The following is a 22,096-nucleotide window of genomic DNA, read 5'->3' as shown; positions in this document are numbered from 1 at the left end:
GCAGGGCGCACTGGAGGCGCGGACAAGCATGGCGGCGAGCGCGAGCACCCCGTGGGTCGGGGTCATCATGGGCGGCAGAAGCGACCTCGAACACCTGCAACCGGCGATCGACATCCTCGCCGAGCTGCGCATCCCGCACGAGGTGCGCGTCGTGTCCGCGCACCGCACGCCGGACTGGATGATGGAGTACGCGTCCAGCGCGGAAGGACGCGGCCTGTCCGTCATCATCGCCGCGGCGGGCGGCGCGGCCCACCTGCCCGGCATGGTGTCCAGCAAGACGCTGTTGCCCGTGCTGGGCGTGCCCATGCCCACCACGGTGCTGTCCGGCTTCGACGCGCTGCTCTCCATCGTGCAGATGCCCAAGGGCGTCCCGGTGGGCACGCAGGCCATTGGCAAGCCGGGGGCCGCCAACGCGGCGCTGCACGCGGCGGCCATCCTGGCGCTGAAGTACCCGGAGGTGCGCGAGCGGCTGGCCGCGTGGCGCAAGGCCCGCACGGATGAAGTGCTGGCGCAGCGCGAGGTGTCGGGATGAGCGGCCCCATGGTGCTTCCCGGCGGCACGCTGGGCATCCTGGGCGGTGGCCAGCTGGGGCGCATGATGGCGCTCGCGGCGCGCACGCTGGGCTACCAGGTGCAGGCGTTGGATCCGGACTCGGCGTGCCCGTCCCGCTCCGTGGTGGACCGCTGCATCACCGCGTCCTTCTCCGACACGGCGGCGGCGGAGGACCTGGCGCGCTCGTGCGACGTGGTGACGCTGGAGATTGAAAAGGTGTCGCTCGGCACGCTCAACGCGGTGTCGCGGCATGCGCCCATGCGGCCCGGCGCCTCCGTGCTGGAGGTGGTGCAGCACCGCGGCCGGCAGAAGGCCTGGCTCGCGAAGGGCGGCTTCCCGCTGGGGCCGTGGCGCGAGGCGAACTCGGAGGCGGAGCTGTCCGCGGCCATCACCGCGCTGGGCGGCAAGTGCTTCATCAAGTCCAGCGAGGGCGGCTACGACGGGCGCGGCCAGTACGAGGTGAAGACGGCCGCCGAGGCGGGCGTCGCGTGGAAGGAGCTGGGTGAGCGCTCCGTGGTGGTGGAGGCCGCGCTGGACCTGAAGGCGGAGCTGTCCGTGCTGGTGGCGCGCGGGCCGGATGGGCAGCTGGCGGTGTACCCGCCCGCGTTCAACCACCACGAGGAGCGCATCCTCGCGTGGTCGCTCCTGCCGGGACCGCTGCCGCAGCCCGTGCTGTCGCAGGCATCCCAGGTGGCGCGCGACATCACCTCCGCGCTCAAGGTGGAGGGTCTGCTGGTGGTGGAGATGTTCCTGCTGGGTGACGGGTCGCTCCTGGTGAACGAGGTGGCGCCCCGGCCGCACAACAGCTTCCACTCGACCGAGGTGGCGTGCCTCACCAGCCAGTTCGAGCAGGCCGTGCGCGCGGTGTGCAACCTGCCCCTGGGCTCCGTGGAGGTGGTGCGCCCCGCGGCCATCGTGAACCTGCTGGGGGATTTGTGGCTGCAGGAAGGCGGCCCCCGGTTCGCGCAGGCGCTGGCGCTGCCCGGCGTCCGGCTGCACCTGTACGGCAAGCGCGACGCGCGCAAGGGGCGCAAGATGGGCCACCTGTCCGCGGTGGGCACCTCGCCCGAGGACGCGCTCCAGCGCGTGAAGGCCGCCGCCACCGCCCTGGGGATGTAACGCCCATGAAGACGAACGCCGCCCGGCTGCTGGACTCGCTCGGCATCGCGTACAGCTTGCGCGACTACGACGTGGATCCGGACGACCTGTCCGCGGAGACGGTGGCGGCCAAGGTGGGCATGCCCGCCGAACAGGTGTTCAAGACGCTGGTGGCCAAGGGTGACCGCACCGGCGTGTTGATGGCGGTGGTGCCCGGCAACGCGGAGCTGGACCTGAAGGCCCTGGCGCGGCTGTCCGGCGACCGCAAGGTGGACACCGTCCCCTTGAAGGAATTGCAGCCGCTCACGGGCTACATCCGGGGCGGCGTCACCGCGCTGGGGGGCAAGAAGGACTACCCCGTCTTCGTGGATGAGACGCTGGAGCTGTTCGACGCGGTCGCCGTGTCGGCCGGGGTGCGCGGGACGCAGCTCGTCCTCGCCCCGGCGGACTACCTCCGCGTGACGAAGGGAAAGCCGGGACCGATTTCACGTCCGAAGGCGTAGACCCTTTTCGCGCGCCGCGCGTTCGAAGGGACATTCCCGGCCCTTGGGGCCGTTCCCGGGGTGTCCCGATGAATGCCGCCGTGTTGCAATTCCACCACCGCGAAGCCTTCGAGCACACCGTCACGCGCGCGCTGGCCGCAGGCGCCGGGGCGGGGCTGGTGCAGTGGCTCACCCTGCGCGCGGGCATGCCGGTGCCGCTGACCTGGCTGGTGCCCGCGGCCGTCGTGGTGGCCTGCGCGCGCGGCGACCGGTGGGACCGGGGCCTCCTGAGTGGCCTGGGGCTGCTGCTCGTCGCCCTGCCCTATGGGCTGGGCCTGTCGCCCGCGTGGACGGTGGCCACGAGTGGCGCGGCCGCGGGTGCCCTGCTGGTGCGCGCCCGCCTCAACGACCTGGGCGAGGAGGGACAGGTCGCGGAGGCCCGCCCCACCCTCGTGCACTATGGCCTGGGCGCCGTGCTGGGCGCGGGGCTCACGCTGGCGGGCGGCGTGGTGGCGAACATCCTGTCCGTGCGGCTGGCGTCCGTGTCCACGCCCACGCTGCTGGCGGCGGCGGTGGTGGGCGGCATCGTGGGCCTCTTCGTCGGACTGGGCGCCATCTCCGCGCACCTGGGCCTGACGGCCGACCCGGTGGAGGCGCGCGCGGAGGAGCTGCTGCCCCAGTTGTCCGGGGACTTCCTCACGCAGTCCGAACGCGCGCTGACCCTCTACCGCCAATGCGGCCAGTCCCTGGCGAAGCTGCCCCGGGAACCCGCTCGCGAGGAGCTGGCCCGCACGCTGGCGCGCATCACGAAGGGCGCGGTGGAGCTGGCGTCCGAGTGGGCTGGCGTGGAGGCGCAACTGGAAGAACGTGCCGCCGCGGAGCTGCAGGCGGAGCGCGACAGCCTGGAGCGCAGCGCTCGCGCGAGCACCGACGTGGTGGCGCGCCGGCAGCTGGAGGCCGCTGCGGCGTCGCTGGCGGAAGAGGTGGAGCGGCTGGGGGACATGCGCCAGCGGCGGGAGCGCATCCTCGCGAGGCTGCGCGCGGAGGTGGCCCTGCTGGAGCGTGCGCGCGTGGCGCTGCTATCGCTGCGCAGCGGTCAGGCCCAGCTGAAGGCGGCGGAGCTGGCCTCGATGGCCCGCCGGTTCCGCGCCCTCTCGACCGCCCAGGGAGAGGAAGGCCAGGCGATGGACGCCGTCGCGGCCCAGGTGACGCTGACCCAGGTCGGACCGGTGGAAGCGGCCCCGGTGACGCCCGTGGATGCGGCTCCGATGGACTCCGAGGCCGCCAAGGTGCCGGAAATCCAGCGGATTCAGGGGGAATAGGACCTGGGAGGGCCGCTGGAGGCCTCCCGCCCCAGTTCCCCGGGCGCACCTGCGGCAAGCGTCCGCTTTCGATTTCGACCCTGCCGGGTGGTAGGGGGGGCCTGAAGCTTGCGCCGGAGCGCGGTACATTTCGGGGGCCATGAGCCTGCCCTCCCCCAGCAAGCCCGCGCCGCCACCCCCCTGGCTGTGGAACGGAGATGAGCCGAGGGTCGCCACCGTCTTCCAACCCATCGTCGATCTGCTCAGCGGCGAGGTGCTCGGCCACGAGGTGCTGTCACGAGGCCTGGGCCCGGTGGAGTCCCCCAACGAGCTGTTCAACCGCGCGCGGGTGGAAGGCTTCACCTACGAGCTGGAGCGCGCGTGCTGGACCGCGGCGGTGCGCCGCATCGCCACGCTGCCAGAGGCGCAGCGGCGCGGGCCCTTCTTCTTCAACGTCAGCCCGGACGTGCTGAGCGACGAGCGCTTTGGCGGCGCGTCCACGCTGGAGCTCCTGCGCCAGCACGGCCTGAGTCCCCAGCAGCTGGTGCTGGAAATCACCGAGCGCAGCACGTTCGAGGACACGGAGCAGCTGCGCATGCTCGCGCGGCGGTACGCGGAGCAGGGCTTCGGCATCGCGCTGGATGACTTCGGCGCGGGGCACTCGGGGCTGGTGACGCTGGTGCACAGCGCGCCGGACTTCATCAAGTTGGACCAGGCGCTGGTGCGGGACATCCACCTGCACACGTACCGGCAGCACCTGGTGAAGTCGCTGGTGGCGTTCGCGCAGCGCGTGGACGCGGTGCTCATCGCCGAGGGCGTGGAGACGTGGAACGAGCTGGCGGTGCTGCTGCGCCTGGGCATCCGGCACGCGCAGGGCTACCTGCTGGCGCGGCCCGTCAGCTCTCCGCAGCGGCCGGGCGCGGACTTCGCGGAGCGCTGCCGCGAGGCCATCCGCGCCCTGCACCACCGCGAGCACGAAGACGACGAGACGGTGGGCAGCATGATCATCCGTCCCCCGTGCGCACCGGTGACGGCGCAGGCGGTGGAGCTGGACCGGCTCTTCCGCCGCACTCCTGGCGAGGACCACGTCGTGTTGCTGGACGGGGAGCAGCCGCACGCGGTGGTGACGCGGCGGAGCTTCTACGCGCGCTTCGGAGGCGCCGCCGTCAGCACGGCGTCCGCGCTTCCGGAGGGGCCTCGCGAGGCCCTGATGGTGGTGGAGGACGCGACAGCCATCACGGCGCTGGCGCGCATGGCGATGCGGCGTCCCCCTGAGTCCGTCTACGACCCGGTGGTGGTGACGGACGCGAAGGGCCACTTCCTGGGCACGGTGACGATGAAGCAGCTCATCGCGCGGGCCTCGGACCTGGAGCAGCACGCGGCAACGGGCGCGCATCCGCTCACGGACCTGCCCGGCAGCCGGATGATTGAACGGTGGATCCGCGCCGCGCTCCAGGGCCCCGCGTTCACGGTCATCTACGCGGACCTGGACCACTTCGAGGCGTACAACGACCGCTACGGGTTCCTCCAGGGCGACCGGGTGATCCGCTACACGGCGAGCGTCCTGTCGGAGTGCCTGCACCTGCTGCCGGAGGGCTCGAACCTGGGCCACGTGGGCGGTGATGACTTCGTGCTCGTGTGCCCGAACGCGGTGGTGCCGGAGGTGCTGCGCACGCTCTGCCAGCGCTTCGACGCGGAGAAGGTGCCGCTCTACGGGCCGGAGGACCTGCGGCGCGGAGGCTTCACCGCGAAGGACGCGGCGGGCAACACGGTGCCGGTGACGCTGAGCCTCGCGGTGGTGGACCACCACGGGCTGTCCGCCCACCCCCACCCCGCGGAGCTGTCCGCTGTCGCCGCGGCCCTGCGCAAGCGCGTGAAGGCCGTCTCCGCGCAGACGCACACCAGCACGTTCCTGTTCCAGGCGGGCGCGTTGAAGTAGCGCCCTCGCCTGGGGTCACGGCGTGATGGGGAGGGTGCTCACGCCCTCGAACTCCGCCGTGCCGCCCCGGACGATGCCGTTCTTCTGGCACCAGCCGCCCGGCACCTCCAGCACGTACTGGCTGGGGATGCCCACCGTGCGGTTCGTCAGCGTGCGCGGCTCCGCGTTCTCGATGATGCCCACGACGCGGCCCTCGGACGTGATGAACAGCATGTCCAGCGGGATGAGCGTGTTGCGCATCCAGAAGCCGCGCACCTCCTCCTCCGGGAAGAGGAAGAGCATGCCCTGCCCGGCGGCCAGTGACTTGCGCCACATGAGCCCGCGCGTGCGCGACTCACCCGTGGCGGCCACCTCCACCTCCACGCGGTGCACACCTCCGTAGGCATCCTTCAGCCGCACGTGCGCGCGCGGCAGATTCGGCATCACGTAGTCCTCCGCCGCCACGTCCCTCGACTTCGGACGCGCCGGAGCGGGCGCGGCGGGTTTCGGAGGCGCGGCGGGCGCTTCCTGACACGCGCCGCCCACGAAGGCCAGCGCCGCCAGTGCCCACGTCAGGCGCGTCTTCATGGGTGCTGGGGGTGCAGGGGCTTGTTGAGCAGCTTCTCGGTCAGCTCGGAGCCCAGGCTGTCGGACATGAGCCGCTCCACCAGCGTCTCGAAGTCCACGCGCTGCGACTCGCTGCTGTAGATGAAGCGGATGCCCATGCCGGGCTCCTCCGCGTCGGCCTTGGACCAGACGACCTCGCCCAGCAACTCGAAGGGTGCCTCGCGGTGCGGCACCGTCAGCTTGAAGAGGAAGCGCGTGCCGATGGGCAGTGGCTTCTTCGTCTTGATGAACGTACCGCCCTTGCTGATGTTCTTCGTGTAGTCAGCGAAGAACGAATTGAGCTTCTTGTAGTCGACCTTCAGCTCGATGGGCGCACGACCATGGGTGCGCAGTTCGGATCCGCTCTTCTGTTCGGACATGCGGCCGGGGAGTATAGGGGACGCCATGCGGCAAGTCCTCCCCCGTGCCCGCGCACTGTTGAGCCGTCCAGCCGTCCTGGCCACCGTGCTGCTGCTTGGCGGTGGGGGGTCGGCCCTCGTCCTGCTCCCCCTCTTCGGGGTCCCCGGCTTCGAACTGGGCCTGGCCCTGTCCATCGCCGTCGGCCTGCTTGGAGGAGGGACGGGCATCGCCGCCGCCCACCAGGAGCGCCGCATCCTCACCGGCGCCTCCCCCCGGCCCGCTGGGGTGGAAGCCTCCGCCCTGCCCGGAACCGCCGTGGGCCGCGCCCTGGGCACGAGCGCCCTCTTGAACCTGGGGGTGCTGGTCCCCCCCTTCGTGTGCGCCCTGCTCTTCGCCCGCCTTCGCACCGCGTGCGACCCGTTTGAACTGGCGGGCTTCTATCCCCTGCTCACCGTGCCCTCCGCCCTCATCGCCTCCGCGGCGGGCGTGCTCCTGGGCTTCGCGACGGCCCGCCCCCGCGGCGCGGCCGGCCTGTACGCCCTGCTCCTCCTCGCCTCCCTGGCGGTGACGGTGTGGCCCATCGTCTTCGGGCCCCAGGTGTTCGCCTTCAACGTCTTCCTGGGCCACCTGCCCGGCCCGCTCTACGACGAGGCCCTCCAGATGACGGCCGCGCTCGGCTGGTTCCGCCTGGAGACGCTCCTGTGGGTGGGCGTCTTCGCGGGGCTCGCCCTCGCGCTCCTGGACGTGCGCACCGGGCGCCTGACGCTGAAGGGCGCTCGGGTTGGCGGACTGCTGGGGCTGGTGCTGCCCTGCGCCCTGGGCATCACCTATCTGGAATCCCGCGCGCCCCAGCTGGGCCTGCGGATGAGCGACACGTACCTCGCGGAGCAGCTGGGCGGCGTGCGGGAGACGGAGCACTTCGTCCTGCACTACCCGCGCGGAAAGGCCCGCGAGGACGTGGACCGGATGGCCCGCGACCTGGAGTTCCGCTTCGCCCAGACGTCGCGCTTCCTGGGCGTGGCCCCCACGGAGCGCGTGCGCGTGTGGCTCTACCGCTCCGAGGACGAGAAGCAGAAGCTGGTGGGCGCCGGCCGCACCCAGTTCGCCAAGCCCTGGCGCACGGAGCTGCACATCCAGGACAAGCCCTTCCCCCACTCCACGCTGCACCACGAGCTGGCGCACGTCATGGCGGCCCCCGCGGGGTCCGGCTTCTTCCGCGTCACCATGCGACTGGGGGTGTGGCCGCTGATGGGCGTGATTGAAGGGCTCGCGGTGGCCGCGGACGACCCCGTGCAGGGCGAGCTCACCCTGCACCAGTGGGCCGCGGGCATGCGCCGCCAGGGGCTGGCCCCGGACATGCGCAACCTCATGGGGCCCAAGGGCTTCTACCAGTCCGCCCCGGCGCGCGCGTACACCGTGGCGGGCTCGTTCCTGCGCTACCTGGCGGACACCTACGGCGCGGACCGGCTGCGCGCCGTCTACGCGCACGCGGACTTCAACGAAGCCTACGGCCGTCCCCTGGACGAGCTCGTCACCGAGTGGGAGCGCACCCTGGACGCGCTGCCCCTGGACGCGTCCGCGCTCGCGCGCGCCTTCGCCCGCTTCCGCACCGGCAGCCTCTTCTCCCGCGCCTGCGCCCGCGAGGTGGCCCGGCTGTCGGAGTCCGCCCGCGACGCGCTCGCGAGCGACCCGCAGGACGCGCTCGACCGCTACCAGCGCGCCGCCCGGCTCCAGCCGGAGGAGCCGTCCTTCCAGCTGGGACAGGCCGTGGCCCTGGACGCCCTGGAGCGCGGGCCCGACGCGGCGAAGGTGCTGGCCTCGCTCGCGAACCAGGTGAAGGACCGGCCCGCGCTCGCCGCGGACGTGGCCGTGGCCCGCGCGGACGTGGCGCTCCATCTGGACGACGTGGAGGGCTCGCGCGCCTTCCTCCAGGCCGCGCTCGCGCTGGACCCCGGGCCGGAGGTGACGCGCACCGCCCAGGTGAAGCTGGCCGCGCTGGAGACGCCGTCGCGCCGCGCGCCCATCGAGGCGTACTTCCGCGCGCCGCAGGAGGAGCTGCGCCTGCTGCTCCTGGACCGCGCCCTCCTCGCCTCGCCGCAGGACCCGTGGCTGCGCTACCTGCTGGGACGGCGGCTGCACCAGGTGGGAGCCCCGGCGCTCGCGGGCGAGCAACTCCAACGCGCCCTGGCGGACACCGCGCTGCCGGAGGCCATCCGCCGGGAGGCCACGCGGCTGAAGATTGAAGCCGCCTACCTGGCGGGCGACTGCGGCGCCGTGCGGCATGAAGTGGGCGCGCTGCCAGACTACGGGGCCGCCTTCCGTGCGGCGGCCTCCGAGTGGCTGGCCCGATGTGACTTCGAGCAGACGACCTATCGCGGGCCGCTGGTGCCGCGTCAGGCTTTCCGCTAGACGCGGGCGCCTGCGGGAAGTGACTCACGCATTGATGGAAAGGTGACGGGGCATGCACTTCGAGAAGACGCAATACATCCAGGGGACGGTGGACGAGGTGGAGCGCGCGCTCCTCGACGAGCGCTACTTCCCGTTCCTCCTCCAGCACCACGGCGTGCTGCTGGAGCTGCAGCCCCAGGAGGTGCGCAACGACGGTGACCGCGTCCACCGCAAGGTGCGCTACCGCCCCAAGCCCGTCATCTCCTCCGTGGGCCCCAAGAAGGTGTCGCCGGAGTGGTTCGCCTTCATCGAGACGTCCACCTACGACAAGCGCACCAAGCAGCTCACGTTCACCAACACGCCCACCTCCCACACCATCTCCAAGATGCTGGTGAACACGGGCGTGCTGAAGCTGCGCGACCTGGGCAATGGCCAGACGGAGCGCAAGATGGAGGGCGAGCTGTCCCTCAAGGTGCCCTTCCTGCTCAAGCCCGTGGCGATGATCGCGGAGCCCATCATCAAGACCGAGGGCCTCAAGATCCTCGACGGCGAGCTGCCCGTGCTCAACCGCTTCATCGCTGAAGTCATCCGCGCCAAATAGTCAAAGCGCACGGCGGGCGGCGGGGCCTGGGAATGGGTTGACACAAATGCGGTTGAACCCATAAGGCCCCGCCATGCACAAACGCTTCCTCGCCCTCTGCGCCGTCTTCCTCCTGGCCGCGTGCGCCCCGAAGCGCATCCCCGGCACGGAGCTGCAAGACACCGACGACACCCGTGCCATCCTCTCCGTGATGGAGCGCTACCGCGCCGCCCTGGAGGCCCGCGACGCGAAGGCCATCCAGGCGCTGGTGTCCCCGAAGTTCCGCGACGACGGCGGCACCGAGGACACCGCGGACGACCTCACCGCCGACAACCTGGGGCCCCACCTCCAGGCCCTCTTCCAGAAGCTGCAGAACCCCAAGGTGGACTTCAACATCCGCCGCGTGGAGTTCCGCGAGGAGGACAACGTCGCCCTCGCCATCTACTACTGGAACGCGTCCTGGCGCATGCCCGGCCTCAACGCCCGGCCCCAGCAGGACTCGGAGCTGGAGCAGATGGTGTTCCAGAAGCTCGACGGCGAGTGGAAGATCCTCTCCGGCATCTAGCCGGCAAGGACCGCTCCCGTCACACCCCCACGAGCGCCATCAGTCCCTTCGGGCCCAGTTCGTTCAGGGCCCGCGCGCGGGACAGGTAGGTGCGGAAGTCCTTGGGCGCGAGCTTGTCCGCGCCCAGCGGGGACAGGTGGTAGTCGCGGATGCGGCTGGTGGTGAAGCGCACCGCGCCGTAGAGGGCGTGGCCGTACAGCGCCCGCTTCTCCACGTCCGACAGCGGCCGCGCGTCCTGGTAGCCGCGCAACAGCGCCTGGCACAGGTCCGGCTGGTACGTCCCCTCGAAGCACCACGCGTTGAGGGTGATGGCCACGTCCAGCGCGTAGGCCTCCACGCACGCCATCTCGAAGTCGAAGAAGGCGCCCACGCGGTCGCCCAGCCACTTCACGTTGTCCAGGAAGAGGTCCGCGTGGATGACGCCCCGGGGCTCCAGTCCCTGGCGCTCGCCTTCCGCGCGGGCGAGGAAGCCCTCCAGCTCCGCCGCCACCGACACCAGCTCCGGCTCCGGCCGCTGGGCCAGGCTGTTGAGCCAGCCCCGCACCACCCCGGCGCCGTAGGGGTTCGCGCGCGTGCCCCCGAAGGACTGCGTCACCTGGTGCAGCTTGCCCAGCTCGGCCCCCAGGCGCTCCAGCACCTCCGGCGTGAGCCGGTCGCGGGTGAGCTCCTCGCCGGCCAGCCACTTGAAGACGCTGATCCGTCCGCCGTGCAGCTCCAGGAACGGCGCGGGCCCCGGCGGCACGAGCAGCACGGGCGCGGGGAAGCGCGCGCGGGACAGGTGCTCCAGCAGGGACGCCTCGAAGCGCAGGTCGTCCGGGGAGCGCACCGTCGTGTGGCGCACGAAGACCCGGCCCGCGTCCGTCTCCAGCCGGTGGTTCGTGTTGATGGAGCCCTGCGGGATGGGCGTGATGGAGCGCACGGCCCCCAGGCGCCAGACATCCGCCACGTGGGTGAAGGCCTCGGGAGGAAGTGTCGTGTACACGGCCATGGCGTGCCTCCGGGGCGTGCCGCCCCCGCGTGCGTGCTGCCCCCACCCGTTGACACCCTGGGGGGCCGGACCTATCTGTCCAGGCCCGTCCTACTTCGCACCACCGCCTGAAAATCTTCAATCTTTGCGCGTGAGGCCACCCCCATGGAAACGTCGGGCCACGGTGACTGGAAGCGTCGCGAGGGACTGGGCAGCGCCCTGGCCCAGATTGGCGTCGTCGCGGTGCTGCTCGCGGCGGCCGTCGTGTGGTTCGTCCACCGCGGCCAGGTGCGCCAGGAGGTGGACGCGCACCTGCGCACGGCGCGCTCCGCGGTGCTGAAGGGCAACCCCAGCGACCTGGCCATGGCGCAGCAGAACCTGGAGGCCCTCTTCGCGCTCGCGCCGGACGCGCGCGACGCGCGGGCCCTGGCCGCGGACCTCCAGACGGAGCTGTGGCTCACGCACCACCAGCCCGGCGCGGACGCGAAGGCGCGTGAGCAGTTGGAGCGCGCGGAGGCGCTGGGCTCGCGCTCCGGTGAACGCTACGGCGCCCGGGTATTGCAGCTCGTGGGCGCGGGCCAGACGGCGGAGGCCCAGAAGCTGCTGGAGGAGCTCAAGGCCCAGGGCGCCAACAGCCCCCGGCTCACGCTGGCCCAGGCGCGGCTGCTGCAGAAGGAAGGGCGCCTCTCCGAAGCCCGTCAGGCCTTCGCGCACGCGGCGGAAGGGGCCTGGAAGGATCCGCGCTTCTCCACGGCGTACGGCGAAGCGCTGCTCGACGAAGGGATGTTTCCCCAGGCGGTGGAGGCCTTCTCGCGCGCCACCACCGTGAACCCGGACCACCTGCTGGCGCGGGTGACCTCCGCCCTGGCGCAGCTGTACGCGGGGCGGCCTCCGGACGGCGTGACGGCGACGCTGGACGAGGTGCGCACGCGCGGCAAGGACCTGACGCCCGCGCTCCAGGCGCGCGTGGCGGTGGCCCAGGCGGAGGCCGCGCTGGCGAAGGGCGCCCCCGACGAGGCGCTCACCCACGTGGACGCGGCGCTCAAGGCCTGGCCGGACGAGCACTACGCCCTCTTCACGCGGGGCCGTGCGCTCGCGGCGAAGCGCGCCCCGGAAGCCCGCCAGGCACTCGAGGCGGCCGTGGCGAAGCGGCCCACCGCGCCGCTCTTGACGCTGGAGGGCGCGCGGCTGCTCCAGGCCCAGGGTGACGGCGAGGGCGCGCTGGCGATGCTGGACGCCTACGAGAAGACCTTCCGCGAGGTGAAGGCCCAGACGGCGGACGGCAAGGCGGTGCCCGCGCTGGACCGGGATGACCGGTACTGGCTTTCGCGCGGCGGCGTGATGGAGGCGGCCGGCCGTCAGGACGACGCGCTCGCTGCCTACGACAAGGCGCTCGCGGCACGCGGCGTGGGGCTGGCGCGGGCGCAGTACGCCAAGGGGTCGCTGCTGCTGGCGCGCAAGGACTTCGAAGGTGCGCGGAAGCTGCTCACCGCCGTGGCCCCGGAGACGGGCGCGGGCAGCATGCCGGAGGCGTACGCGGCGCTGGGCGAGCTGCTCTTCGCCCAGGGCGAGTTCGCCGCCGGGTGCCAGCAGCACTACTTCGCGCTCGTGCGCGCCCGGGCGCAGGGCGCGCCCACGGATCAGTTGGCCACGCGCGCCAACGACATCAAGAAGCGCCTGGAGACCAGCGGCCAGCCCGCCATGGCCAAGGCCTGGCTCAACGAGGCCGGGCCCCTCTTCCAGCAGCCCTGAGGTGGTGACGGGCTAGAGCAGCTCCGAGGGGTCCAACCGGCGCTGCTTCGCCTTCACCACGCGCCACTCGCCGTCGGCCTCCTTCTCGAAGGTGCCCTCGATGGAGTAGGCGTTGAGGACGCTCTCCCTCGCCAGGTCCTCCAGCTTGTCCGCCTGCGAGCGGCCGAAGATGAAGCGCGCCTGGAAGTCGCCCTGCGTGGGTGACACCTCCTGCACGTCGATGTCGGTGGTGAAGATGCGGACCCACTGACCGCGCAGCACCTGCGCGGTGAGGATGCCGCGCACCTCTTTCTTGCTCCAGCCTTCCGTCGTCTTGAAGCGCTCGGACACGCCCTCCATCACCTCGCCGACGTCCTTCTCCTCCGCCGAGCGCGTCATCGCGATGATGCGCCGGGTGACGGCGTCCTTCACGCCCGGCTCCTCGCGCGGCCAGAGGAAGAGCACCAGCGCCGCGGCGGCCACCGCCGCCATGCCGCTCACCACCCGGGCTCGAGTCAGCACCATCTCAAGCGGCCCCGGTCTCCGGCTCCAGCATCATGTCGTCCGCGTCGATGATCTCCAGCGGACGCAGCGCTTCACCAATCTGCTTCAGGCGCCGGTCGGACAGCTGCTCCAGGTACGTGCGGATGTTGGGGAAGGTCTTCACCAGCTCCTGGAAGGCCTCGCGCTTGAGCCAGCCCGCCGCCGTCTTGCGCTGCACCGTCACCGTGGCCGTGGCCCTCAGGCCCGTGAGGAGCGAAATCTCCCCCGCCACGTCGCCCTCGCGCAGCACGCCCAGCGTCACCATGCCGCCCGCCGGGTCCTCCTTCTGCACGGACAGCTCGCCGGCCAGCACCAGGAAGAGGCCCTGGGAGTACTCACCCTCCACCAGGACCCGCTCGCCGGGCTGGAGCGCGCGGAAGGTGAAGCGCTGGAAGAACGCGCCCCGCTCGGACTCCGGCAGCTGCTGGAACACGGGCGAGTTCGCCATCAGGTTGCGCATCATGCGCTGCTGCGCGAAGTCCGCCAGCAGCTGCGGCACCGCCGGGTGGCTCTTGGCCACCGCGTTGAGGTGCTCGCGGCGGATTTCGAAAACTTCCGAATCCGACACCGCCGTCACCGTCGCGGTGGGCGGCGCGCCCGTGAGCAGCGCCAGCTCTCCGAAGATGGAGCCGCCGCCCAGGAAGCCCAGGGTGCGGTCCTCGCCGTCCGTCCTGCGCGTCACCTCCGCCTTTCCGGCGACGAGCACGTGCAGGTGGTCATCCGGCTCGCCCTCGCGGCTGATGACCTCCTCCGGCTTGATGGTGCGCCACACCATGCGCCCCACCAGGTCGAAGAACGCGTCCCGGTCCAGGTCCGCGAACAGCGGCAGGGGCGGACGGCTCTGCGGATCCGCGTTGCCGCCGGTGTCCGGCGCGGCCAGCACTTCAATGGCGCGGTTGGACAGCTCCTCGCCCACGAGGCCCATCAGGTCCGTGTCCACCTTGCCGTCGTACAGGTGCTCCGGCGGCAGGGGCGGCGGCACGGCGGCGCGGCCCGGGGCACTGCGCGCGGCGCGCGAGTGCACGCGGTAGAGCGTCTCCTTCAGGCGGCGCTCGTTCGGCGACAGCTCCAGGGCCAGCTTGCACGCGGCCATGGCGCTCAAGAGGTAGTCGCGGCGCAGCAAGCCCTCCGCGCACGCGTGGTACGCGGTGACGGCGCGCTCGCGCTCGCCCAGCTCCGCCAGACACCGGGACGCCAGCATGCGCGAGCGGTGGTCCGCGGGCACGCGGCGAACGGCCTCCGCGAAGACGGCGAGGGCGCGCTCGAACTGGCGCTCCTCGAACAGGTCCATGCCCAGCTCACGCAACGACGACTCGTTCATCCAGTGTCTCCAGACCGCGCACGACGACAGGTGTGACAGGTGTCCATGAAAGGAGGCCGCCCTCCTCCGTTCCTCCGGGCGGCGGCCCCTGGCTTCGCGCTACGAACCGCCGGCCTTCTGCAGCTCGCTCAGCGCCATCTCCGCCTTGCGCTTCACGTCCGCGCCCTCCGCGGACGACTCGATGACGATCTTGAACTGCTCGGTCGCCAGGGCGGGATCGCGGTCGCGCGAGATGTACGCCGACAGGTACAGCTCCTCCACCTTCTTCTGCAGCTCATCCAGGCCGTCGCGAGCGCGCGAGTCACCCGGGTTGAGGCGCAGCGCCTCGCGGAAGCTGCGGCCCGCCAGCGGGTACTCCTTGCGCTTGAAGGCCGCCTGCCCCGCCGCCACCGACGCGGAGGCCAGCTCGTTGTCGAGCGTGTCACCCAGCGAGCCCGCGAAGCCAATCTGCCGGTACACGTCCACCGCGCGGCGCAGCGGCTTCACGGACGCCTCCAGCGAGTTGTTCTCGTACTTCTTCTGGCCTTCCTCGAAGGCGGAGCGGAACTGGGGGATGAGCTTCTTCAGGTTGCGCGCGCGGGCCTGGATGTCCGCCTCGCCGCGGAACTTGTCCATCACCCGGTCCACCTCCAGCGTCGCGCGCTGGAAGTCCCCGCCGTTGAAGCGGCGCTCCACGTCCTGGAAGGCCTCCGCCACGAACTCCGCGCGGCGCTGCTTGGCGTTCTCCGCCGCCACCGCCTGCCGGACGCCGGCCTGACGCGCGGCCTGCTGCGCCTCCTTGGCCAGCAGCGCCTCCAGGTCCGCCAGCTTCTGCTCGTAGATGTAGCGCGTGGCCTGCGGCAGCTCCGGGATGAGGGTGCGCGCGTCGTCCGGCCGGCGCTCCGTCAGCGCCGTTTCGAGGAGGCTCAGCGTGTACGCCTGCTCCTTGGACTCCAGCTCCTCCTCCAGCTTCTTGCGCTCCCCGTCCAGCCGCGCCGCCACGTTGCTCTGCGGCGTGGCGGTCAGCTTCGCGCGCGCGTCCGGGTAGCGGTTCTCCGCCATCAGCCCGCGCACGGCCTGGAAGGAGTCCAGGATGTCCTGGAGCTCCTGCGCCGCCTTGGCCACGCCGTCCACGTCGATGCCCACGCGCAGCTTCTCCGCCTCCTGGGCGAAGCGCACCGCGTCCGGGTATTCGCCGTCGCGCACCTTGTCACGCGCGCGCTGCATCAGCTCCTGGGCTCGCACCAGGTTGGGGTCCACCACCTTGGGCGGCGGCTGGCTGCCCTTGGACAGCGCCAGGCCCAGGATCAGCATGAGCAGCAGCAGGCCGCCCACCGCCGCGCCCACCTTCATCTTGAAGGTCGGCTTGAAGCCCTCGCGCGCCGACGAGCGCACCGGGCGCGGACGGGGCACGCCCGTCTTGCGCGCCTTCTCGTCGCGCATCAGGTCCGCGAGCTTGTAGTTCGCGTTGGTCTTCTCATCCAGGCGCGGGTCCTTCTTCTCCTCCTTCTTTTCCTTCTTCTCCTCGTCCGCCTCGCCGGACTCGGCCTTGGCGCGCATCTCCTTGATGAGCTCGCCCTCGTCCACGAAGCGCAGGCGCGTCTTGCCCACGGAGATTTCATCCCCGTGCTTGAGGATGCACTCGTCGACCTTCTGGTCGTTCACCAGGGTGCCGGAGATGCCGCCCAGGTCGCGCATCACCACGCCGCTCTCGCCGTAGACGAGCTCCAGGTGGCGGCGGGACACGGTCTGGTCCTTCAAGGCGAAGTCGCAGTCGTTGCTGCGCCCCACCACCATGCGCACGCCCTTGAAGCGCTTCTTGCGTCCCTTGTCGACGCCGTCCAGCACCAGCATCATCACCGGCGGGCCGGCGCGCGTCGTCTCGGAGTTGTCCTCCTCCTCGGGGGGCTCCTCCTCTTCCGGACGCACGCTGTCGATGGAGGCCACCCGCGTCTCGCCGGTGCGCGAGCGCACGGGCTCCGCGTCGCCGTACAGCTCCGGATCTCCTCCCTCCTGGCTGTCCTCGCCCGACTCGGGCGCGGACCAGTCCTCGTCCGGGACAGCGGACACGCGGCGCGAGCCGCCTCCCGCGGGAGGTTTGGGTCGGCGATCCGCCGTCGCGCCCCCGGCCGAACGGCCGGTGCCTGAACGCGATGACGGTGAGGGACGGCGAGGAGGCATGGATGGGTCCAGGTTGAAGCGGCCAGCATCTTAGAGCGCCCACCGCACGGTGGGAATGCGCTCCGACCGTTCCTTTCAGGGAAGACGGGCTCGTTGCGGTTCGTTGGCCCGCACGCCGTCCCGTCTCCGATGTAGGTTTCCCGTCCTTTCCGTCTCCTCCAGAGCCATGAGCCCCTCCATGCCCCGAGTCCTCGCGTCCTCCCGGCGTGCCCGTCCTGCCCAGCTCGCCCCCCCGGCGGCACGGCAGGCGGCCGTCTCCCCGCTCCTGCCCCCCGGTCTGCTGGAACGTCTTCTGGCGGAAGGCATGGGCCGGGGCGCGGACTTCGCGGAGGTGTACGTGGAGCGCACGTCCACCACCGCCGTGGTGTTGGAGGAGCAGCGCATCCGCAGCGCGCAGGTGGGCCTGGTGCAGGGCGTGGGCGTGCGGGTCATCGCCGGGGCCAAGGTGGGCTACGCTTGGTCCGACGACTGGGAGGAGGCCGCGCTGGTCCGTGCCGCGCGCACCGCGGCCATGATTGCCCAGGGCGGCGGCTCCGAGCGCGCCTACCCCGTCAAGCGCGTGCCGGTGCCCAGCCACTACCGCGTCGCCCAGGCGCTGGAGGACGTGGCGGTGGCCCGGAAGACGGCGCTGATCACCCGCGCGGACAAGGCCGCCCGCGCCTTCGACTCGCGCATCCAGCAGGTGAACGCGTCCTACGTGGATCAGACCCGGCGCATCGCGGTGGCCAACACCACCGGCCGCTTCAGCGAGGACACGCAGGATCAGTCCCGCCTGAGCGTGCACGTGGTGGCGCTGGGGAAGAACGGCGAGCGGCGCACCGGCATGTACGGCAGCGGCGGCCGGGTGTCCTTCAGCTACTGGGACGGCGTGACGCCGGAGTCCGTGGCCGAGGAGGCCGCGCGCCAGGCCGTCGCCACGCTGGGCGCGGTGGACTGCGTGGCGGGGCCGCAGACGGTGGTGCTGGCCCCGGGCTGGAGCGGCATCCTCCTGCATGAAGCGGTGGGCCACGGCCTGGAGGCGGACTTCATCCGCAAGGGCACGTCGCTGTTCGCGGGCAAGCTGGGGGAGAAGGTGGCCTCCGACCTGGTGACGGTCATCGACGACGGCACGGTGTCCAGCGCGCGGGGCTCCATCAATATCGACGACGAGGGCGTGCCGGGCGAGCGCAAGGTCCTCATCGAGAACGGCGTCCTCAAGAGCTACCTCTATGATCAGCTCAACGCGAAGCTGATGAACCAGCGCTCCACGGGCAGCGGCCGGCGGGAGTCGTTCAAGAGCCTGCCCCTGCCGCGCATGACGAACACCTTCCTGGCGCCCGGGGACCACGCGCCGGAGGACATCCTCAAGGAGGTGAAGCGCGGGCTGTACTGCGCCACCTTCGGCGGAGGCCAGGTGGACATCAGCAACGGCAACTTCGTCTTCGAGGTGAGCGAGGCCTACCAGATTGAAGACGGGAAGCTGGGCCGGCCGGTGAAGAACGCCATCCTCATTGGCGTGGGGCCGGAGGCGCTCAAGAACATCAGCCGCGTGGGCTGCGACCCGATGCCGGACCCCGGCATGGGCATCTGCGTGAAGGACGGGCAGATGCTCCCCGTGGGGGTGGGCCTGCCCACCGTGCGCATCGACAACGTCACCGTGGGCGGAACGAAGGTCGGCTGAGGGGACACCGTGAACTACGAACAGCTCGCGAAGAAGATCGTCCAGCGCGCCGTGAAGAAGGGCGCGAAGCAGGCGGAGGCGTACCTGGAGGTGGGCCGCACGAGCAGCGTGCGCGTCCGCGAAGGGCAGATTGAGGACCTCACGGAGGCCACCAGCAAGGGCGTGGGCGTGCGGGTCATCGTGAAGGACCGGCTGGGCTTCGCGTACACGTCCGACTTCACGACCGCAGGACTGGAGCGCGTGGTGGACCTGGCCGTGCAGCTGGCGGAGGCCGCCGCGCCCAGCAAGCTGAACGGCCTGCCCGGCGCGAAGGACCTGGGCAAGCGCGGCGACACCGGCGCCCTCTTCGACCCCAAGGTCGCGAACCTGCCCGGAGACTGGAAGATCAACGCGGCGCTGGAGGCGGAGCGCGCGGGCCGGGCCCAGGACTCACGCGTGGCCACGTTCGACTCCGTGTCCGCGGGCGACTTCGTGGCGGAGGTGTACCTCGCGTCCAGCGAGGGCGCGTCCGGGGGCTACTCCGGCACGTACGTGTACCTCGTCGCGGTGCCGGTGGCGTCGCAGGACGGGCAGCTCCAGACGGGCTACTGGCTGGACTACAAGCGCTTCCTGGACGACCTGGAGTCGCCGGAGTCCATCGGCCGCGAGGCCACGAAGCGCGCCGTGCGCATGCTGGGCGCGAAGCCGGTGAAGACGCAGCAGGTGCCCGTGGTGTTCGACCCACTGGTGGCCGCGAGCTTCGTGGGCAACCTGTCCCAGGCCGCCAACGGCAACGCCGTCTACCAGCAGTCCAGCGTGCTCGCGCCCCACGTGGGCAAGCGGCTGGCGGGCAAGCACGTCACGCTGGTGGATGACGGCCTGTTGCCCCGGGGCCTGGCCACCGCGCCCTTCGACGGCGAGGGCGTCCCCACCCGCCGCACGCCCATCCTGGATGGGGGCGTGCTGTCCGGCTTCCTCTACGACGCCTTCACCGCGCGCAAGGCGAAGGCACGCACCACCGGCAACGCGTCGCGCGGCTACAGCGCGCTGCCCGGCATCGGCACCACCAATCTCTATCTGGAGAAGGGCACGAAGACGCCGGAGGAGCTCATCCGGGAAGTGCCCCAGGGGCTCTACGTCACCGCCCTCCTGGGCCACGGCGCGGATCCGGTGTCCGGGGACATGTCCTGCGGGGCCAACGGCCTTTGGATTGAAAACGGTGAGCTGACGCACCCGGTACAGGAGGTCACCGTCGCGGGCCACCTCCTCCAGATGCTCAAGGACGTGGACGCGGTGGGCAGCGACCTCCAGTTCCGCGGCGGCAGCGTGGGCGCGCCCACTGTCCGCTTCCGACAGCTCACCGTCTCAGGCGCATAGCCAGCCGTACGCGGTCGCCTACGCTGGCGGGCCTCTTCCTACGGAATGAGGTCCGTCCGCATGGCCGCGAAGTCCGCCCGCAAGTCCGCCCCCGCGAAGTCGAAGTCGGCCACGCCGCGCAAGCCGCGCCGCAAGAAGGCCGAACCGAAGTCGCGGGGCCTGGGCCCCCGTGAAGTGGCCAGCGAGGCCGTGGCCTTCCCGGACGAACTGCTCCAGGCGGTGCGCGAGGACGGCGGCGAGGTGCTCTCCGTCTACCGCGACCCGCTGGGCGGCCACCCCGTCGTCTTCGCCGTGCTCCCTATCGACAAGGTGGAGCCCACGCCCTACCAGCGCGACCTGTCAGAGCCCCACGTCAAGCGGCTGGCCACCGCGATGGAGCGGTTGGACCGGTTCCTGGACCCCGTCATCGCCGTGCGCGTGGAGGGCCGCTACTGGACGCCCAACGGCAACCACCGCCTCAACGCCAGCCGCATGCTGGGCGCGAAGTCCATCGTCGCGCTGCTGCTGCCCGAAGAGGACGTGGCCTTTCAAATCCTCGCCCTCAACACGGAGAAGGCCCACAACCTGAAGGAGCGCTCGCTGGAGGTCATCCGCATGGCGCGGGGCCTGGTGGGCGCGAACCGGCCGGGGAAGGAGTCCGCCTTCGCCCACCTCTTCGAGGAGCCCTCCTTCCTCACCCTGGGCGCCGCCTACGAGAAGCGCCCCCGCTTCTCCGCGGGCGCCTACCACCCCTTCGTCAAGGTGGTGGACGGCTTCCAGGACGCGCCCCTGCCGGAAGCCATCGCCGTGCGCGACGCCCAGGCGGAGCGGCTGCTGGAGCTGGATGACGCGGTGGTGGCCATCGTCTCCGCCCTCAAGGAGCGGGGCCTCCAGAGCCCCTACCTCAAGAACTTCGTCGTCGCCCGGCTCAACTTCCTGCGCTTCCGCAAGGACGGCCCGCCTCCCACCTTCGACGCCACGGTGAGCCGCATGCTGGCCAGCGCCCGGCGCTTCAACGTGGACAAGGTGCGCCGCGAGGACATTGGCCGCATGGGCGGCGGCCCCATGGAACCGGATGAAGAGGGGACCTGAAGGGAATGGGGATTGCAGGGCTGTGTTGAGAGAGGCCCCGCACTCCCATGACATCTCCCACGGTCCTGGTCGTCGACGACGACCGCGCCAACCTTGATTCCGTTGCCCGCATCTTCCAGCGGGAAGGCTTCGCCACGCTGTCCGCCGCGCAGGGCACGGAGGCGCTGGAGATGCTCCGGCGCCCCGAAGTCAGCGTCATGGTCACCGACCTGATGATGCCCGGCATGGACGGCCAGGAGCTGCTCAAGGCCAGCCGCGCCATCCGCCCGGACGTGGAGGTGGTGCTGATGACCGCCTACGGCACGGTGGAGACGGCCGTGGCCGCCATGAAGGACGGCGCCTACGACTTCATCACCAAGCCGCTCAAGCGCCACGCCCTGGTGAAGGCCGTGCAGAAGGCGCTGGAGAAGCAGGCGCTCGTCCAGGAGAACACCTCCCTCAAGGCGAAGCTCGCGGAGATCAACCCCTCGGGCGGGCGCGCCATGGTGGGCCAGTCCCCCGCCTTCCGCGCCATGCTGGACACCATCCGCCAGGCGGCGCCGTCCACCGCCACGGTGCTGCTCCTGGGCGAATCCGGCACCGGCAAGGAGCTGGCCGCCCGCGCGCTGCACGAGCACTCCGCCCGGGCGAAGCAGGCCTTCATCGCCGTCAACTGCGGCGCCATCCCGGAGAGCATCCTGGAGGCGGAGCTCTTCGGCGTGGAGCGCGGCGCGTACACCGGCGCCGTCACCCGGCGCGAGGGCCGCTTCGAGCGCGCCCACGGCGGCACCCTCTTCCTGGACGAGGTGGGCGAGATGCCCCTCTCCGCGCAGGTGAAGCTCTTGCGCGTGCTCCAGGAGGGAGAGCTGGAGCGGCTGGGCGGCACGCAGACCGTGAAGGTGGACGTGCGGCTCGTCGCCGCCACCAACAAGGACCTGCAGAAGGAGGTCGCCGAAGGCCGCTTCCGCGAGGACCTCTACTACCGCCTGCACGTGGTGGAGATCCGCGTGCCCGCGCTCGCGTCGCGCCGCGAGGACATCCCGCTGCTGGCGGAGGCGTTCCTGCGCCGCTTCTCCGCGAAGAACGGCAAGGTGCTGCGCGGCTTCTCCCCGGACGCGCTCAACGTGCTGGAGAACTACGCGTGGCCCGGCAACGTGCGCGAACTGGAGCACGCCGTGGAGCGCGCCGTGGTGCTGGCGCGCACGGACGTGCTGGAGGCCAGCGACCTGCCGGAGTCCGTGCGCAAGGGCCCGCTGGGCTCCGCCGGCCAGCTGGTCATCCCCATCGGGACGCCCATGGAGGAGATTGAAAGGCGCGTCATCCACGAGACCCTGCGCCACACCCGGGGGGACAAGACGCTCGCCGCACGCCTGCTGGGCATCGCCGCCCGCACCATCTACCGCAAGCTGGAGCGCGAGCAGGGAGGGCCTGAAGCGCCCGCCGGCCCCCCCTCTCCCC

General features: G+C 71.4%; 19 protein-coding genes. 13 read left to right on the top strand and 6 right to left on the bottom strand.

The window, feature by feature from the left end:
• Positions 1-28 precede the first annotated feature (28 nt).
• From purE to D7W81_RS20120, 5 genes are all read left to right on the top strand, one after another.
• Positions 29-532, top strand: a complete 504-nt coding sequence (gene purE / locus D7W81_RS20140; protein ID WP_208721389.1) for a 5-(carboxyamino)imidazole ribonucleotide mutase — start codon at positions 29-31, stop codon at positions 530-532.
• Positions 529-1,671, top strand: coding sequence for a 5-(carboxyamino)imidazole ribonucleotide synthase (gene purK / locus D7W81_RS20135; protein WP_120557002.1), 1,143 nt, complete (start codon positions 529-531; stop codon positions 1,669-1,671). The genes purE and purK overlap by 4 nt, the downstream gene beginning before the upstream one ends.
• A gap of 5 nt (positions 1,672-1,676) precedes the next feature.
• A complete protein-coding gene (ybaK, locus tag D7W81_RS20130) occupies positions 1,677-2,153 on the top strand; it encodes a Cys-tRNA(Pro) deacylase (protein WP_120557001.1) in 477 nt (158 codons plus the stop codon).
• An 80-nt stretch (positions 2,154-2,233) separates the two neighbouring features.
• Complete coding sequence (locus D7W81_RS20125) at positions 2,234-3,454, top strand: hypothetical protein (protein ID WP_244227310.1); 1,221 nt, start codon at positions 2,234-2,236, stop codon at positions 3,452-3,454.
• Positions 3,455-3,593: 139 nt separating this feature from the next.
• Entirely contained in the window at positions 3,594-5,372 is a 1,779-nt protein-coding gene (locus D7W81_RS20120; protein ID WP_120556999.1) for a bifunctional diguanylate cyclase/phosphodiesterase, read from the top strand.
• Between the two features lie 15 nt (positions 5,373-5,387).
• Here the strand turns inward: D7W81_RS20120 and D7W81_RS20115 are convergent, their stop codons facing one another.
• Positions 5,388-5,939, bottom strand: coding sequence for a DUF192 domain-containing protein (locus tag D7W81_RS20115; protein WP_208721388.1), 552 nt, complete (start codon positions 5,937-5,939; stop codon positions 5,388-5,390).
• The gene (locus tag D7W81_RS20110; RefSeq protein WP_043321926.1) at positions 5,936-6,337 is read right to left on the bottom strand and encodes a TIGR02266 family protein; all 402 of its coding nucleotides are present in this window, start codon (positions 6,335-6,337) and stop codon (positions 5,936-5,938) included. The genes D7W81_RS20115 and D7W81_RS20110 overlap by 4 nt, the downstream gene beginning before the upstream one ends.
• A gap of 25 nt (positions 6,338-6,362) precedes the next feature.
• Here D7W81_RS20110 and D7W81_RS20105 point away from each other — a divergent pair, with 25 nt between their 5' ends.
• The 3 genes from D7W81_RS20105 (at position 6,363) to D7W81_RS20095 (ending at position 9,850) form a co-directional block, all read left to right on the top strand.
• Positions 6,363-8,726, top strand: a complete 2,364-nt coding sequence (locus D7W81_RS20105; protein ID WP_208721387.1) for a gluzincin family metallopeptidase — start codon at positions 6,363-6,365, stop codon at positions 8,724-8,726.
• Between the two features lie 52 nt (positions 8,727-8,778).
• Positions 8,779-9,306 (top strand): SRPBCC family protein, encoded by a 528-nt coding sequence (locus D7W81_RS20100; RefSeq protein WP_120556997.1) that lies wholly within the window; start codon positions 8,779-8,781, stop codon positions 9,304-9,306.
• A gap of 73 nt (positions 9,307-9,379) precedes the next feature.
• Positions 9,380-9,850, top strand: a complete 471-nt coding sequence (locus D7W81_RS20095) for a nuclear transport factor 2 family protein (RefSeq protein WP_120556996.1) — start codon at positions 9,380-9,382, stop codon at positions 9,848-9,850.
• A gap of 19 nt (positions 9,851-9,869) precedes the next feature.
• On the opposite strand, the gene D7W81_RS20090 is transcribed toward D7W81_RS20095, so the two are convergent.
• Complete coding sequence (locus D7W81_RS20090; RefSeq protein ID WP_120556995.1) at positions 9,870-10,838, bottom strand: homoserine kinase; 969 nt, start codon at positions 10,836-10,838, stop codon at positions 9,870-9,872.
• A gap of 144 nt (positions 10,839-10,982) precedes the next feature.
• Between D7W81_RS20090 and D7W81_RS20085 the strand changes: the two genes are divergently transcribed.
• On the top strand, positions 10,983-12,569 hold the full coding sequence (locus D7W81_RS20085; RefSeq protein ID WP_120556994.1) for a tetratricopeptide repeat protein: 1,587 nt from the start codon (positions 10,983-10,985) through the stop codon (positions 12,567-12,569).
• Between the two features lie 12 nt (positions 12,570-12,581).
• Here the strand turns inward: D7W81_RS20085 and D7W81_RS20080 are convergent, their stop codons facing one another.
• From D7W81_RS20080 to D7W81_RS20070, 3 genes are all read right to left on the bottom strand, one after another.
• On the bottom strand, positions 12,582-13,073 hold the full coding sequence (locus tag D7W81_RS20080; protein ID WP_120556993.1) for a hypothetical protein: 492 nt from the start codon (positions 13,071-13,073) through the stop codon (positions 12,582-12,584).
• A gap of 1 nt (position 13,074) precedes the next feature.
• Positions 13,075-14,412: a cyclic nucleotide-binding domain-containing protein gene (locus D7W81_RS20075; RefSeq protein ID WP_120556992.1), complete on the bottom strand. Its 1,338-nt coding sequence runs from the start codon at positions 14,410-14,412 to the stop codon at positions 13,075-13,077.
• Positions 14,413-14,511: 99 nt separating this feature from the next.
• Positions 14,512-16,461 carry an FHA domain-containing protein gene (locus D7W81_RS20070; RefSeq protein ID WP_244227309.1) on the bottom strand — a complete coding sequence of 650 codons (1,950 nt, stop codon included), beginning with the start codon at positions 16,459-16,461 and terminating at the stop codon, positions 14,512-14,514.
• Between the two features lie 289 nt (positions 16,462-16,750).
• Between D7W81_RS20070 and D7W81_RS20065 the strand changes: the two genes are divergently transcribed.
• The 4 genes from D7W81_RS20065 to D7W81_RS20050 form a co-directional block, all read left to right on the top strand.
• Positions 16,751-18,232 carry a TldD/PmbA family protein gene (locus tag D7W81_RS20065; protein ID WP_120556990.1) on the top strand — a complete coding sequence of 494 codons (1,482 nt, stop codon included), beginning with the start codon at positions 16,751-16,753 and terminating at the stop codon, positions 18,230-18,232.
• A gap of 9 nt (positions 18,233-18,241) precedes the next feature.
• Positions 18,242-19,588, top strand: coding sequence for a TldD/PmbA family protein (locus tag D7W81_RS20060; RefSeq protein WP_120556989.1), 1,347 nt, complete (start codon positions 18,242-18,244; stop codon positions 19,586-19,588).
• Between the two features lie 60 nt (positions 19,589-19,648).
• On the top strand, positions 19,649-20,659 hold the full coding sequence (locus D7W81_RS20055) for a ParB/RepB/Spo0J family partition protein (protein ID WP_120556988.1): 1,011 nt from the start codon (positions 19,649-19,651) through the stop codon (positions 20,657-20,659).
• Between the two features lie 47 nt (positions 20,660-20,706).
• Positions 20,707-22,096: sigma-54-dependent transcriptional regulator (locus tag D7W81_RS20050; RefSeq protein ID WP_147445557.1), on the top strand; the 1,390-nt coding region annotated here is incomplete at its 3' end.

This window comes from Corallococcus aberystwythensis (genome assembly GCF_003612165.1).
In the GTDB taxonomy this organism is placed as follows: Bacteria; Myxococcota; Myxococcia; order Myxococcales; family Myxococcaceae; genus Corallococcus; species Corallococcus aberystwythensis.
The sequence above is the reverse complement of the archived record's forward strand: the minus strand, read 5'-3'. Positions and strand labels throughout refer to the sequence as shown.